The 13,655-nt window shown below is 62.6% G+C and carries 12 protein-coding genes; 5 read left to right on the top strand and 7 right to left on the bottom strand.

The genetic code is table 11. The annotated features are described in order from the left end of the window. Positions 1–3 precede the first annotated feature (3 nt). Positions 4–903: a hydrogen peroxide-inducible genes activator gene (locus tag ACEPP2_RS01080; protein ID WP_281978511.1), complete on the bottom strand. Its 900-nt coding sequence runs from the start codon at positions 901–903 to the stop codon at positions 4–6. Between the two features lie 111 nt (positions 904–1,014). Between ACEPP2_RS01080 and katA the strand changes: the two genes are divergently transcribed. Further along, on the top strand, positions 1,015–2,508 hold the full coding sequence (gene katA / locus ACEPP2_RS01075; protein WP_395515519.1) for a catalase KatA: 1,494 nt from the start codon (positions 1,015–1,017) through the stop codon (positions 2,506–2,508). Between the two features lie 53 nt (positions 2,509–2,561). Here the strand turns inward: katA and ACEPP2_RS01070 are convergent, their stop codons facing one another. After that, complete coding sequence (locus ACEPP2_RS01070; RefSeq protein ID WP_395515518.1) at positions 2,562–3,512, bottom strand: LysR substrate-binding domain-containing protein; 951 nt, start codon at positions 3,510–3,512, stop codon at positions 2,562–2,564. 192 nt (positions 3,513–3,704) lie between these two features. On the opposite strand from ACEPP2_RS01070, the gene ACEPP2_RS01065 reads away from it, so the two are divergent. Then, positions 3,705–4,001, top strand: coding sequence for a DUF1127 domain-containing protein (locus ACEPP2_RS01065; RefSeq protein ID WP_281978509.1), 297 nt, complete (start codon positions 3,705–3,707; stop codon positions 3,999–4,001). A 69-nt stretch (positions 4,002–4,070) separates the two neighbouring features. Here ACEPP2_RS01065 and ACEPP2_RS01060 read toward each other — a convergent pair whose 3' ends face one another. The 5 genes from ACEPP2_RS01060 to ACEPP2_RS01040 all read right to left on the bottom strand — a co-directional run bounded on the left by ACEPP2_RS01060 (position 4,071) and on the right by ACEPP2_RS01040 (position 9,434). Continuing rightward, positions 4,071–4,958, bottom strand: coding sequence for a DUF937 domain-containing protein (locus ACEPP2_RS01060; protein ID WP_281978508.1), 888 nt, complete (start codon positions 4,956–4,958; stop codon positions 4,071–4,073). A gap of 80 nt (positions 4,959–5,038) precedes the next feature. Continuing rightward, positions 5,039–6,412 (bottom strand): glutamate--cysteine ligase, encoded by a 1,374-nt coding sequence (locus ACEPP2_RS01055; protein ID WP_395515517.1) that lies wholly within the window; start codon positions 6,410–6,412, stop codon positions 5,039–5,041. Positions 6,413–6,525: 113 nt separating this feature from the next. Beyond that, positions 6,526–7,263 (bottom strand): 16S rRNA (uracil(1498)-N(3))-methyltransferase, encoded by a 738-nt coding sequence (locus ACEPP2_RS01050; protein WP_281978505.1) that lies wholly within the window; start codon positions 7,261–7,263, stop codon positions 6,526–6,528. 13 nt (positions 7,264–7,276) lie between these two features. Continuing rightward, positions 7,277–8,782, bottom strand: a complete 1,506-nt coding sequence (locus ACEPP2_RS01045) for an inorganic phosphate transporter (RefSeq protein WP_077548198.1) — start codon at positions 8,780–8,782, stop codon at positions 7,277–7,279. A 151-nt stretch (positions 8,783–8,933) separates the two neighbouring features. After that, on the bottom strand, positions 8,934–9,434 hold the full coding sequence (locus tag ACEPP2_RS01040) for an NUDIX hydrolase (protein WP_139346230.1): 501 nt from the start codon (positions 9,432–9,434) through the stop codon (positions 8,934–8,936). Positions 9,435–9,709: 275 nt separating this feature from the next. Here ACEPP2_RS01040 and ACEPP2_RS01035 point away from each other — a divergent pair, with 275 nt between their 5' ends. From ACEPP2_RS01035 to glcF, 3 genes are read left to right on the top strand one after another with little or no spacing between them, the layout of a single operon-like run. Further along, the gene (locus ACEPP2_RS01035) at positions 9,710–11,149 is read left to right on the top strand and encodes an FAD-linked oxidase C-terminal domain-containing protein (RefSeq protein ID WP_395515516.1); all 1,440 of its coding nucleotides are present in this window, start codon (positions 9,710–9,712) and stop codon (positions 11,147–11,149) included. Further along, on the top strand, positions 11,146–12,348 hold the full coding sequence (gene glcE / locus ACEPP2_RS01030; RefSeq protein WP_395515515.1) for a glycolate oxidase subunit GlcE: 1,203 nt from the start codon (positions 11,146–11,148) through the stop codon (positions 12,346–12,348). The genes ACEPP2_RS01035 and glcE overlap by 4 nt, the downstream gene beginning before the upstream one ends. A 3-nt stretch (positions 12,349–12,351) precedes the next feature. Then, positions 12,352–13,650, top strand: coding sequence for a glycolate oxidase subunit GlcF (gene glcF, locus ACEPP2_RS01025; protein ID WP_395515514.1), 1,299 nt, complete (start codon positions 12,352–12,354; stop codon positions 13,648–13,650). The last annotated feature ends 5 nt before the right edge of the window (positions 13,651–13,655 follow it).

The raw sequence follows: 13,655 nt of genomic DNA, 5'->3' as shown, positions 1-13,655 counted from the left end.
GAATCAGGTTCTTCCCGGCGCACAACTGGCTATGGCATCGGCCAGCAGCTTCATCTCGTTGCGTCGGCCGCTCGACCGGCGCCAGATCAGCCCGATTTCACGGGAGGGGGCGGGGTCCGCAAACGGCAGGATGCGGATGTCGTTGCGGGCGGTCTCCGTTGGGATCGCCATCTCCGGGATCAGGGTCATGCCCATGTCGTGCGACACCATCTGCAGGAGCGTCGCCATGGATGTCGCACCGAAGTTGACGAGGCTGCGTTTGCGCGCCGTGCCGCAGACGGAAAGTGCCTGATCACGCAGGCAATGGCCTTCCTCGAGCAGGAGCAGCCTGTCCGCGTCGACCTGCGTCTCCGTCATTGGTGACATCAGGATCGTGTCATTGTTGTTGGCTACCGCCATGTAGAAGCGGTCGAAGAACAGAGATACGTTCTCCAGCCCTTCCGCCTGGATGGGAAGGGCAGCAATTACGGCGTCGAGCTTGCCCTCCTGGAGGTCGAGGATCAGCCGGTCGGTCACCGCCTCCCTCAACTCGAGCTCCATTCCGGGGTGACGCTCCCGCAGGCAGGGTACGAGCTTAGGCACGAGGTAGGGCGCTACGGTGGGAATGATACCGATCCTCACCGGACCGTCCAGCATGCTGGCGCCGCCGCGGGTGGACGCAGCCAGTTGCTCGACCTGCTCGAGGATGGCGCGGACCCGCTCAAGGACCTCTTCGCCCTTGCGCGTCAGTAGCGCGCCGCTGCGGCTGCGCTCCACCAGTCGAACCCCCAGACTATGCTCCATGTCGGCGATTTGAGCAGACAGCGCCGGCTGGCTGATATGCACCGCTTCCGCAGCGCGGCCGAAGTGTTTCTCGGTCGCAAGCGCACTGAAATACCGCATTTGCCTCAGGGTAAGAGACATAGGAAAATCCTATCATAAATCCTAGTAAATAATATTGGAAATTATGGAACCGGAGTGAGATGGTCAAGCCGCAACCTAGAACGGTTCCAGATTTCACCCAGGGAGATGACCATGTCCGATCGTCCGACGATGACGACCACGGCCGGTGCGCCGATACCGGATAACCAGAACACGATGACGGCGGGGCCGCGCGGCGGCGTCATGCTGCAGGACTACCAGCTGATCGAGAAGCTGGCCCACCAGAACCGCGAGCGCATCCCGGAGCGCGTCGTGCACGCCAAGGGCTGGGGCGCATATGGTACGCTGAAGATCACCGGCGACATCTCCAAGTACACCAAGGCGAAATGTCTGCAGCCAGGCGCGGAAACGCCGATGCTCGCTCGATTCTCCACCGTTGCCGGTGAAATGGGCGCCGCCGACCACGAGCGCGACGTTCGCGGCTTTGCGCTGAAGTTCTACACGCCGGACGGCAACTGGGATCTCGTCGGCAATAATACGCCGGTCTTCTTCATCCGTGACCCACTGAAGTTCCCGGACTTCATCCATACTCAGAAGCGTCATCCGCGCACCAACCTTCGCTCCGCGACCGCCATGTGGGACTTCTGGTCGCTGTCGCCGGAAAGCCTGCACCAGGTCACGATCCTGATGTCGGACCGCGGCCTGCCGGTCGATCCGATGCACATGAACGGCTACGGTTCGCACACCTATTCCTTCTGGAACGACGCAGGCGAGCGCTACTGGGTGAAGTTCCACTTCAAGACCCAGCAGGGCCACAACCACTTCACCAACGAGGAAGGCGAAGCCCTTATCGGCAAGACCCGCGAAGGCTATCAGGAAGCTCTGTTCGGCGGCATCGAGCGTGGCGAATTCCCGCGCTGGAAGGTGCAGGTCCAGATCATGACGGAGGAACAGGCGGAGAACACCTCCTACAATCCGTTCGACCTCACCAAGGTCTGGCCGCATGCGGAGTTCCCGCCGATCGATATCGGCATCATGGAACTGAACCGCAACGCGGACAACTACTTCGCGGAGATCGAGCAGGCCGCGTTCTCACCGTCGAACATCGTACCGGGCATCAGCCATTCCCCGGACAAGATGCTGCAGGCTCGCGTGTTCTCCTATGCCGACGCCCACCGCTATCGCCTGGGCACGCATTATGAGAACATTCCGGTCAACCAGCCGCGCTGCCCGGTTCATCACTACCACCGCGATGGCCAGATGAACACCTACGGCGGCCTGCGCACCGGTAACCCGGATGCCTATTACGAGCCGAATTCCGTCAACGGTCCCTTCGAGAATGCGTCCTCAAAGGAGCCGCCGCTGAAGATCTCCGGCGACATGGCCCGCTACAACCATCGCGAAGGCAATGATGATTACTCGCAGCCGCGGGCGCTCTTCAAACTCTTCGACGAAGGCCAGAAGGGACGCCTGTTCTCCAACATTGCCGCGGCAATGGGCGGCGTACCGGGCGAGATTGTCGAGCGGCAGCTGGCGCACTTCAAGCTTGTGCATCCGGATTACGAAGCCGGCGTCCGTGCTGCACTGGAGCGCCTGCACGGCTACAAGGCCGACACGATTTCGGCACAGCCCACCGCCGCCGAGTAACATCGGTACGTGCTGAAATGGAAACCGGGGCCTCGGCCCCGGTTTTTTGTTGTCTACCAGCTTGTCGCCATCTGCCCGGCCCGGACCTTCAGGGAGCGACCGATCCCCTTTGGTTCGGAATCGAGGTCGTCCGGGACCACCGCCGGCGAGATGTTGTCGAGGCAGGCGGCGATGTGGTCGGTGATGGCATTCATCAGCGACGGCGACAGGCCCGGCCGCTTCATCAGGCCGATCTGGACCGGCGGCAGCGGCGGAAAGCCGTCGCCCGAGGTCAACACCTTCATGCCGGGCCGCAACGCTGATTCCGGCAGCACGGATACCGACATCCCGGCCAGCACGGCGGCCGCGACCACGGTCGACGACCAGCTCGTGAACAGAACCTGATATTCCCGTCCATCGGCATCGAGCGCCGAGCAGGCAAGCTGACGCCACAGGCAGTCGCGTCGTCCGACGGCTAGCGGAACCGGCGCGTCCTCGCGCAGCGGATGGTTGGCCGAGGCAACCCAGCACAGGGGTTCCGTGCGGACGACGTCCGAGATCCGTGCACGCGGGTTATGCGTCACCAGTGCGATGTCCAGTTCCCCCCGGGCCATCCGCTCTGCGAGGCTGGAGGAGTTCTCGCAGACGATATAGAGCTCGACGTTCGGATGCGTTTTGGCAAAGCGTCCGATGATCTCCGGCATGTAGCGGTCGGCATAATCGTCCGGCGTGCCGATCCTCAATGTCCCTTCCAGCCGGTTGTCGTCGAAGGCGGCGATCGCCTCGTTGTTCAGCCGGATGATGCGGCGCGCGTAGTTGAGCAGCTTCTCGCCCTCAGCCGTCAGGCGATTGCCGCGCCCGTCCTTGGCAAAGAGCTGCTTGCCGATCCGTTCCTCCAGCCGCCTCATCTGCATGGAGACAGCCGACTGCGTCTTGAACACGCGATCGGCCGCCTTCGTGAAGCTGCCGGTGTCGACGATGGCGAGGAAGGTGTGGAGTTGATCGATATCGAGTGGAGCGGTCATGAGCGTTCATCCATCAGAGTGGCTGATAGCAACCATTAGAAACATTCGTTGGACTGATCAATAGTGTCGCGACTAAATGGCACTGTACTCACGACATCGGGTGTTCTCCCTCCACCCGTGATGACTTGGCCACCCGTCCACATGCCTCCGTGGACGGGGCGGCTATCCTCGTGCCGATGGAAAGGAATGATCATGCGCACGACCCGGATTGTTGAACTCGACCTCGCCCCGTCGCAGCCGGCGAGCCGCAGCTTCTACGCGACCACCATTGCGTTCGCGGGTTCCATCTGGCGTGTCCTGCGTAACCGTTGGGCATCCGACCGCCTGAACGATCTCGACGACCGTCAGCTCGACGATATCGGCCTGACCCGTCATGACGTCTTTGCCGCGACGCATGCCTCCCGCCTTTTTGATGATCCTGCAGCCATGCTGGCTGAAAGCGCACGTCGCCGTGCCATGACCAGGTTCGATCGAATTCGGCGAAACTGACATTTTCCCCGCAGGGTGACAGCCAATAGCCCTGCCGCTTGCCCGGCCCGGTCTCCTGGCCGGGCTTTTTTATTCCGGCCCTTGTCCGCTCGGGGCGGCCTCGCCGGTGGCCTTGGGCTTGAGGTAGGTATCGAAGATCGATTCCACGCTCTTCTGGTAGGCCTTCTGCACCTCCAGTCCGCTGTCGAACATGCTTGCCAGTGCGTCGGCATAGGGATGGGAGCCAGCCTTTGCTCCCGCATCCTCGGTAGGCTGGCCGCCCGAAGACGTGGCGGGCCTGCCCGTCATCATGTCCTGGAACGCTTGCATGAAGGGGTTGTCGGCAAATGGATTGGCCGCCGCCGCTTGCGGCTTCGAAGCTGCCGGCTTGTCCAGGCCCCAGGCGCTCCGCACGCTCTGCAGGAATGGGTTGTCGAAGATGTCGGCGGGCGCCGCCTGCGGGCTCTGCCTCGGCTGGAGGCCAACGGTCTCCAGCCACTGCTTCGTCATCTGGCCCATCGGCGTGGATGCGAAGAAGTCGCTGCCCTGCTGCATCTGGCCGGTCGCCTGCTTGAACATGCCGCCCATCATCATGTCTGCCATGACCGGCATCATGTTGCGCAGCATGTCCTGCCCGAGCCCGGTCAGTTGTGCCGCCTGCGCGGAGACCGCACGCGCGACTTCCGGAGAGCCGAATAGCTTGTCCAGTACCGCATTGCCGTCGGCCATGCCCTGCGGCGTGAAAGCCTTGTTGAGGTCTTCGAAGTACTTGGCGTAGCTCCCCGACATCATCGTGTTCATCAGGGCGCCGAAATCATACGGATTGGTGGCGGTGCGCCTGAAGCCGGAGGAGAAGGCAGGGGTCAGCGCCGCCATTGCCTGTGCCACCTGCTCCTGGGCCAGATTGAACTGGCGCGCCATAGCCTCCATGGCGGTTCCGTTCTGTGCCTTCAGCATCATGTCGAACAGTGGCAGCATGGAGCGTTCCTTTCCGGTTGGCGCGATAGGCTAATATATCCGGAAACTTAGCGGCGGAAACCGCTTTTTGGGAAGGGCGCTCAGTACTTGTATTCGTTGAAGACCGGTTCGACGCTCTGTGCCCAGCGGCCATGATAAAGCATCAACAGGTCGTCGGCGAGGGTGGCTTTCTTGGCTAATACCTCGTCCAGCGTGTTCAGGAATACCGTCTCGTCCTGCCCTTCGTCGTTGAGCCGCTTGCGAGCCGCAAGGCCGCTGCGCGAGATGCCGACGATCTCGCGGGCAATCTCGAGCAATGGCCGTCCGCCCACCTCCGCCTTCAAACCTTTCGCAGGAACCGTGTCGCGAAGCTGCAGGACATCGTCGTAGCTCCAGGCCGCGGTGGCGTCCTCCGCCGCCGCCAGGGCGCCCTCGTCATAGAGGAGACCCACCCAGAATGCCGGCAAGGCGCAGATGCGGCGCCACGGCCCTCCATCGGCGCCGCGCATTTCCAGGAACCGCTTCAGGCGTACATCGGGGAAGAGCGTCGAGAGATGGTTCGTCCAGTCGCCGAGAGTTGGCTCCCACGCGGCAATTTCGCCCTTGAGAGCGCCGTTCATGAACTGGCGGAAGGTCACATGGGTGCAATCATGGTAGCGGCCGTCGCGGACGACGAAGTACATGGGCACGTCCAGCGCCCACTCGACATAGTCATCGAAGCCGAAGTCGGCATTGAAGACGAAAGGCAGGAGGCCTGCGCGCTGGTTGTCGGTGTCGCGCCAGATGTCGCCACGCCAGGAAAGCAGTCCGTTGGGCTTGCCTCCGGTGAAGGGCGAGGAGGCAAACAGTGCTGTCGCGAGCGGCTGAAGCTTCATCGAAAGGCGCATCTTGCGCGCCATGTCCTTCTCGGAGGAGAAGTCGAGATTCACCTGGATCGTGCAGGTGCGGTACATCATGTCCAGGCCCTGCTTGCCGACCTTGGGCATGTAGCGCGTCATGATCTCGTAGCGCGATTTCGGCATTCGAGGCGTTTCGGCCAGGCTCCATTTCGGGCTGCCGCCGATGCCGAGGAAGCGGATGCCCATGGGCTCGGCAACCTCGCGCAGGACGTCGAGATGCCGGTTGGATTCCTGGCAGGTCTCGTGGATGGTCTCGAGCGGGGCTCCGGAGAGCTCGAACTGGCCGCCGGGTTCTATGGAAATTGCCCCCATGCCGGAGCGCTCGGCAAGCCCGATGATGTTGTCGCCATCCATGATCGGATCCCAGTCGAGCCTCGCCTGCATGCCGTTCAGCAGGGCTGAGATGCTGGCTTCGCCCGCATACGGAACGGGGCTATGGTCGGCGGCGAAAAATGCGAACTTCTCGTGCTCCGTACCGAGGCGGAACTGATCGGCGGGACGGGCACCGCTTGCGAGATAGGCGGAAAGCTCGGACACCGAGTTCAGAGGTGTCTGGTCGGTGGTGTCACGGGCCATCGAAACTACCTTGTAAGGCCGACAGGACTGTCGCGTTCGGCTGATTGAACCGGATTGATGTGCGGCGCAAGTGAATTTGTTTCAAGATGCTTTCAGAAATTCACGATGGGTCGTCATCGCCAATCGCCGATGCTGGCTTGGATCACCGCGAGCGCCGCGACGGCTGCGGTATCTGCCCGCAGGATGCGGGGACCGAGAGGGATGGGGGCGACGAAATCGAGGCTGCGCAACAGCTCGCGCTCCTCTTCCGAGAATCCGCCTTCCGGGCCCACAAGAAGGGCAAGGTGCTCGCCCTCAAGCGCCGCAAGGGCGGAAAGGGGATTCTGGCCTTCCTCGCCTTCGTCGCAGAAGATGATCCTTCGGTCCGTCGGCCATTCGTCAAGCAGGTCGCGCAGCCGCTTTGGGGGCATGACCTGCGGAATCGACAATATGCCGCATTGCTCCGCCGCCTCGATAGCATTCGCCTGCAGGCGATCGAGATTGGTGATCTTACCCTGGACATGCTGAGTCATCACCGGTTGCAGGAGCCCGGCGCCCATCTCGACGGCCTTCTGGACCATATAGTCGAGTCGACCGACCTTCAGTGGCGCGAAGAGGTATTGAAGATCCGGTATCTCGGGTTGCGGTCGTGTCTGCTCCACGCACTCGATCAACAGTTTCTTGCGGGATGGAAAAGCGAGGCGCGCCCTCCATTCTCCGTCGCGGCCGTTGAAGACGAGGATCTCGGCTCCCTCTGCCAGGCGGAGGACATTGGCGAGGTAGTTGAAATGCTCCGGCTTTGCGTCAATCCGAACGCCGGCTGCGAGATCATTCTCCAGGAAAAGCCGTTGCATTCTAAAGTTGGCGCGCATTTCCGTTCACCCATCAGAGGAAGAACAGAGACATAACCAGATAGAGGAGCGCCGCAAGAGCGCCGGCCGCCGGGACGGTTATGACCCAGGCTGCGACGATGGTCATGAAGTGCGAGCGGCGGACGAGGTAGCGTCGGCGCAGTTCTTCCGCGTTCCGCTCCGGCCTTTCCTCGATCTCCCACTTGTCCGCCTTCATCTTCATGTACTCGACCCGGCGTTTCGAGTTGCGGGTATACCACTCGCGGAAGAAGCCGACGCCGAACACTGCCCCGACGGCGATATGGGTGGAGCTTACCGGCAGGCCGAGCCAGGAGGCGATGATGACCGTCAGTGCCGCCGACAGCGACACGCAAAACGCCCGCATCGGGTTGAGCTTGGTGATCTGCTCGCCCACGAGCCTGATGAGGCGCGGGCCGAACAGCAGAAGCCCGACGGAGATGCCGATGGCTCCGATCACCATGACCCACAAGGGAATGGTTACGGCACCGGAGACGCCGCCTCCCTGCGCAACCGAGACGATGGCCGAAAGCGGGCCAATGGCATTGGCGACATCGTTGGCGCCGTGGGCGAAAGACAGGAGCGCCGCAGAGAAGATCAGCGGCATCTGGAAGAGCTTGCGCAGCGACTGGTTGCGGTTCTCCAGCCCCTGCGACTGGCGGCGGATCAATGGCACGCTCAGGCCCCAGGCGAGCGCACCTGCCACCAGACCGATAAGCACCGCGTTCAGCAACGAGACATGGACGAGCTGGCGAAGCCCTTTAAGGGCCAGGTAGGAGGAAAACGCCCCGACCATGACGGCGATGAGCACCGGTACCCAGCGACGGGCCGCGGTGATCTTGTCATGGCGATAGATGATGAACTCCTTGATGAAGGCAAGGAAGCCGGCCGCGACCACTCCGCCCATCAGCGGAGATATCACCCAGCTGGCGGCGATGCCGCCCATTTGACCCCAATCCACCGATCCGAAGCCCGCCGCAGCAATACCCGCGCCGACCACGCCTCCCACCACGGCATGGGTCGTCGAAACAGGAGCGCCGATCCAGGTCGCGAGATTGACCCAAAGGGCGGACGACAGCAGAGCTGCCATCATCGCCCAGATGAACATGTCCGTATTCTCAAACAGCGCCGGATTGACGATGCCCTTGGAAATCGTTTCGACTACGTCGCCGCCGGCAATCATGGCGCCTGCTGTCTCGAACACGGCCGCGATGAAGAGGGCAAGGCCCATGGACATCGCCTTGGAGCCGACCGCGGGGCCGACATTGTTCGTTACGTCATTGGCGCCGATATTCATCGCCATGTAGGCGCCGACCGCCGCTGCAGCGATCACGATGATCGCGCCCGGTCGGTCGATCACGGCGACAGCCGCGAACAGCATGGCAGCGACGAGGAAGATCAGCGCGGTTCCGGGGCCTGCCAGGCGTCGGGAGACGGAATGCGTCGCCGCTTCGACCGAACTGATCTTGTCGAGGTCTTTGTCCAGCGTCTGTTTGACGAGGCGCGGGGTCTGCTGTGCCATATCGGTTCCTTTGGCCAGGGAGCCGGCGCGACATCGGCGCCGTTGGTCATTGGTTCATCGACCGCCGGGTCTTGCTGCCAGTGACTGTGGCCGTTCGCCTAGCGGGATTGCACCCCTAACGCAATATGACACTTTTGTGACAGCGGCCGTATCAGCCGCTCGCCGCCGATTTCAGCGGCGACTGTTGCAGCCTTTCGCCGAAACTCAGCAGGAGCTCCTTGAGTTCCGGCTCGTTTACGCGGGCGGCCGCCTCTGCCGGCGATACCCATTCCAGGCGCCGACTGCCTTTCTCGGGGAAGTTTCTCGACATGTCTTCCACTTCGAGTACGTGCACCTGGACCCGCACGGGAATCTTGAGCCCGGTCTGCAACGCCTTGCGATAGTGGTAGAAGCCGAGCGGCTCCTTTTCGATCTTGCCCTTGGCGCCGGCTTCCTCGAACGCCTCCCGTTCGGCGACGGCATGTGCCTTCTTGCCCGTCATGGGCCATCCCTTCGGAATGACCCACCGGCCGGTGTCGCGGCTGGTGAGGAGAAGGATTTCGCAGGTTCCCTGCTTCTTCTTCGCCCGGTAACACAGCGCGGCATACTGCTGCTTCGGCGGTCGCCGCAGCATGAGGCCGACGTCTGTCTTCAGGCGGTTCAGAAGTTGCAAAGAGTGTTCCTCCCTTGATCGGCGCTTTCCGCCAGTGACGGCCACTCACATCGCACAACGACGCGGCAGAAGTGAGTCGTTTTATTTTGATCTTGAAATATAGTGCTTATCCGAGGCTTGTGCAGGGATGAAGCTCGCGTTTGCGGCGGATAATCACCGAAGACGGCTTCCGGAGAAAGCGTTCTGCAGTGCTCATCCGTCAATGCCCATGCTGACGCATCTTGGTATATCGCCATGCTAGCTGCTATGACGGTTCAAACGCGGGAGGGAGTGCCGTGTCGGATGCCATAAAGTTTATTGAGCCACGTCAGGCTGTCGTGTCGCGGCGAGCGACGATTATCGCGGATCTCGCGGATATCCTGCCACCGGAATGCCTGGTGCACGAACCGCGTGAGCTTGTGCCGTTCGAGACTGACGCATTTGTCTCCTATCGACGATTGCCGCTCGCTGTTGTCCTGCCGAAGACGACGGAACAGGTGGCGGCGGTGATGAAGTATTGCCACCGCTACGGTATTCCGGTCGTTCCGCGGGGCGCCGGTACCTCCCTCTCTGGAGGGGCGATCCCGCAGGAAGATGCAGTCGTCCTCGGGCTCTCGAAGATGTCGAGGATACTCGAGGTCGATCCGGCCAATCGTACCGCAACCGTCCAGGCTGGCGTGACCAATCTCAGCATCTCCGACGCCGTCTCTCCCCAAGGCTTCTTCTATGCGCCCGATCCGAGTTCGCAGCTTGCCTGCACGATCGGCGGCAATATCGGCATGAATTCCGGCGGCGCCCACTGTCTGAAGTATGGCGTGACGACGAACAACCTGCTCGGCGTGAAGATGGTGCTGGTTGATGGAGCAGTGATCGAACTCGGGGGCAAGTACCTCGACGCCGCCGGCTACGACCTGCTCGGTCTCGTCTGCGGCTCCGAGGGCCAGCTCGGTATCGTAACGGAGGCGACGGTCAGGCTGATCGCCAAGCCGGAGGGCGCCCGACCGGTTCTGTTCGGCTTTGACACCTCGGAGCAGGCCGGTGCCTGCGTCGCCGATATCATCGGTTCCGGCATCATTCCGGTAGCGATCGAGTTCATGGACAAGCCGGCGATCGAAATCTGCGAGGCTTTTGCGCAGGCCGGCTATCCCCTGGATGTCGGTGCGCTGCTGATCGTCGAGGTGGAGGGGTCGGAGGCCGAGATGGAGGCGATGCTGAAGAGCATCGTGGAAATCGCCGGTCGCCGTCACGTGAAGACTGTGCGCGAGAGCCAGAGCGCAACGGAGGCGGCTCTGATCTGGAAGGGCCGCAAGTCCGCCTTTGGCGCGACCGGTCGGATCGCCGACTACATCTGCATGGACGGCACCGTGCCCCTCGGCAAGCTCTCCTACGTGCTGGAGAAGACGTCGGAGATCGTCGCGCGCTTCGGCCTGAGGGTCGCCAATGTTTTCCATGCCGGTGACGGCAACATGCATCCGCTGATCCTGTTCAACGCCAATGATCCGGAAGACGCCGCCCGCGCCGAGGAGGCTGGCAATGAAATTCTCAAGCTCTGCGTTGATGCCGGCGGTTGTCTGACTGGCGAGCACGGGGTTGGCATCGAGAAACGCGACTTGATGCGCCACCAGTATTCCGATGCCGATCTTAACCAGCAGATGGCAGTCCGCGCCGCCTTCGATGCGGGTTGGCTCCTCAATCCGTCCAAAGTCTTCCCGCTGGAGGGGCGTCCGGCCGCATGACCTTCGTACCCCATAATGAAGCCGACGCCGCCTATGTCGTTCGCAATGCCGCAGCACGGGGCACACGCCTGACGATCTGCGGCGGAGGTACCCGCAGCGGCTTCGGCAATCCCGTCGAGGCTGACGAGCAACTGTGCTCGAGGGGCTTGTCCGGCATCGTCGATTACGAACCCGCAGAAATGGTGATGACGGCGCGGGCCGGCACGCCGCTCGCGGAGGTAGAAGCCGCCCTCGCGGCGAACGGCCAGATGATGGCGTTCGAGCCGATGGACCACCGGCCGATCATGGGCACATCCGGCGAGCCGACCATCGGTGGCATGTTCGCCGCCAATGCCTCCGGCCCCCGCCGCTTCGTCGCCGGCGCTGCCCGTGACAGCCTGCTCGGCATCCGCTTCGTCAATGGCAGCGGCGAAGTCATCCGCGCGGGCGGGCGGGTGATGAAGAACGTCACCGGTCTTGACCTCGTAAAGCTGCTGGCGGGGTCGCAAGGCACGCTGGGCTTCATCACGGAGGTTACCTTCCGGGTCCTTCCCGTGCCCCAGGCAGTGGCGACCATCGTGATCTCGGGGCTGGACGATGCAGCCGCGGCACAAGCCATGGCGGTTGCCATGGCCATGCCCGTCGAGGTCTCGGGAGCCGCTCATCTGCCTCAGAGCGTGAAGGGCCGCTTCCTGAACGGAGCGTTGCCGGAAGGCGAGGCGACGGTGCTGCGGCTCGAGGGGCTTCCAGCATCGGTCTCGGTGCGCCTCGAAAAGCTTGAAGCAGAAATGTCCCGCTTCGGTCCGATCTCGCAACTCGGTGGAGACGAAAGCCACCGCCTCTGGCGCGAGATCAGAGATGTCGCCCCCTATGCCAATGTCTCGCACAAGCCTCTTTGGCGTGTTTCCATCGCGCCTTCGACCGGCCATCAGCTTGTGGCCGCTTTGCGCCTGGAGGCGGGGATAGACGCCTTCTACGACTGGCAGGGCGGGTTGGTCTGGATGCAAATGGAAGCTGATCCGGAAGCCGAACGTCTGCGGCGCTACATCAAGGCGCTCGGAGGCGGGCATGCGACGCTGATGCGGGCCAGTGATCGGGTGAGGGCGGCCACGCCAGCCTTTCAGCCCGAGTCGGAGGCGGTCGCCGGGCTTTCGCTGCGCATCAAGGAAAAGCTCGATCCCGCCGGCATATTCAGCCCCGGCAAGATGGCAGGAGCCTGAGACTTGCAGACAAACTTCACGGCCGAACAACTCGCAGATCCCTATGTGGCGGAATCGGAGAAGATCCTGCGGCGCTGCGTGCATTGCGGCTTCTGTACTGCCACCTGTCCGACCTATGTGACGCTCGGCAATGAACTCGACAGTCCGCGCGGTCGGATCTACCTCATCAAGGACATGCTGGAGAACGACCGGCCGGCGGATGCCGAGGTCGTCACACACATCGATCGCTGCCTGTCCTGTCTTGCCTGCATGACGACCTGCCCGTCCGGTGTCGACTACATGCATCTGGTCGACCACGCCCGGATCCATATCGAGAAGACCTACCGGCGTCCCCCGATGGACAGGATGATCCGGCAGATGCTGGCCATGATCCTGCCCTATCCGTCACGCTTCCGGCCGGCTCTTGCGCTCGCCAGGCTCGGCCGTCCGTTTGCGCCGCTGCTCAAAGGCATCAAGCCGCTGAGGCCGGTCGCGGCCATGCTGGAGCTTACGCCGCAGGGAAGGCTGAAGCATTCGGACTCTTCCCGCCCCGGGGTTCGGGCACCGGAGGCCGCGCCCCGCGGGCGGGTGGCGATCCTGTCCGGTTGTGCCCAGCCGGTTCTGGACGGCGGCATCAACGAGGCAGCCATTCGCCTCCTGACCCGGCTCGGCGTCGAGGTGGTCGTGCCGGAAGGTGAGGGCTGTTGTGGCGCTCTCGTGCACCACATGGGGAAGGAAGAGCCGGCTCTCGACTTTGCCCGCCGCAACGTGGACGTCTGGACCCGCGAGATCGAGCGCGGCGGACTGGATGGGATCATCATCACCGCGTCCGGGTGCGGTACCACGATCAAGGACTATGGCCACATGCTTCGGCTTGACCCCGCTTATTCGGAGAAGGCGGCGCGAGTATCGGCGCTGGCAAAGGATGTCACCGAATATGTTGCGACCCTCGAGCTTCCTGCGCAGGATTCAAAGGGGATGACGGTTGCCTATCATTCCGCCTGTTCCATGCAGCACGGCCAGAAGATCACTGTCCTGCCGAAGACCCTTCTGAAGCAGGCGGGTTTCACCGTGCGCGATCCGGCGGAGGGCCACCTCTGCTGCGGTTCCGCCGGCACCTACAACATCATGCAGCCGGAGATCTCCGCGCAGCTCAAGGCCCGCAAGGTCCGCAACATCGAGGCGACGCAACCGGATGTCATCGCTACCGGCAATATCGGCTGCATGACGCAGATCGGTAGCGGCACGGCCTTGCCAATCCTGCATACGGTGGAACTTCTCGATTGGGCCTATGGCGGTCCAAAGCCTGCGAAGCTGGCATGAAAAAG

This window comes from Pseudorhizobium flavum (assembly GCF_044142885.1).
GTDB lineage: Bacteria > Pseudomonadota > Alphaproteobacteria > Rhizobiales > Rhizobiaceae > Neorhizobium > Neorhizobium flavum.
The sequence above is the reverse complement of the archived record's forward strand: the minus strand, read 5'-3'. Positions and strand labels throughout refer to the sequence as shown.

Coding starts and splice junctions, on each gene's coding strand:
- ACEPP2_RS01080 (WP_281978511.1), bottom strand. CDS start 903: ATGTCTCTTACCCTGAGGCAAATGCGGTATTTCAGTGCGCTTGCGACC.
- katA (WP_395515519.1), top strand. CDS start 1,015: ATGTCCGATCGTCCGACGATGACGACCACGGCCGGTGCGCCGATACCG.
- ACEPP2_RS01070 (WP_395515518.1), bottom strand. CDS start 3,512: ATGACCGCTCCACTCGATATCGATCAACTCCACACCTTCCTCGCCATC.
- ACEPP2_RS01065 (WP_281978509.1), top strand. CDS start 3,705: ATGCGCACGACCCGGATTGTTGAACTCGACCTCGCCCCGTCGCAGCCG.
- ACEPP2_RS01060 (WP_281978508.1), bottom strand. CDS start 4,958: ATGCTGCCACTGTTCGACATGATGCTGAAGGCACAGAACGGAACCGCC.
- ACEPP2_RS01055 (WP_395515517.1), bottom strand. CDS start 6,412: ATGGCCCGTGACACCACCGACCAGACACCTCTGAACTCGGTGTCCGAG.
- ACEPP2_RS01050 (WP_281978505.1), bottom strand. CDS start 7,263: ATGCGCGCCAACTTTAGAATGCAACGGCTTTTCCTGGAGAATGATCTC.
- ACEPP2_RS01045 (WP_077548198.1), bottom strand. CDS start 8,782: ATGGCACAGCAGACCCCGCGCCTCGTCAAACAGACGCTGGACAAAGAC.
- glcE (WP_395515515.1), top strand. CDS start 11,146: ATGACCTTCGTACCCCATAATGAAGCCGACGCCGCCTATGTCGTTCGC.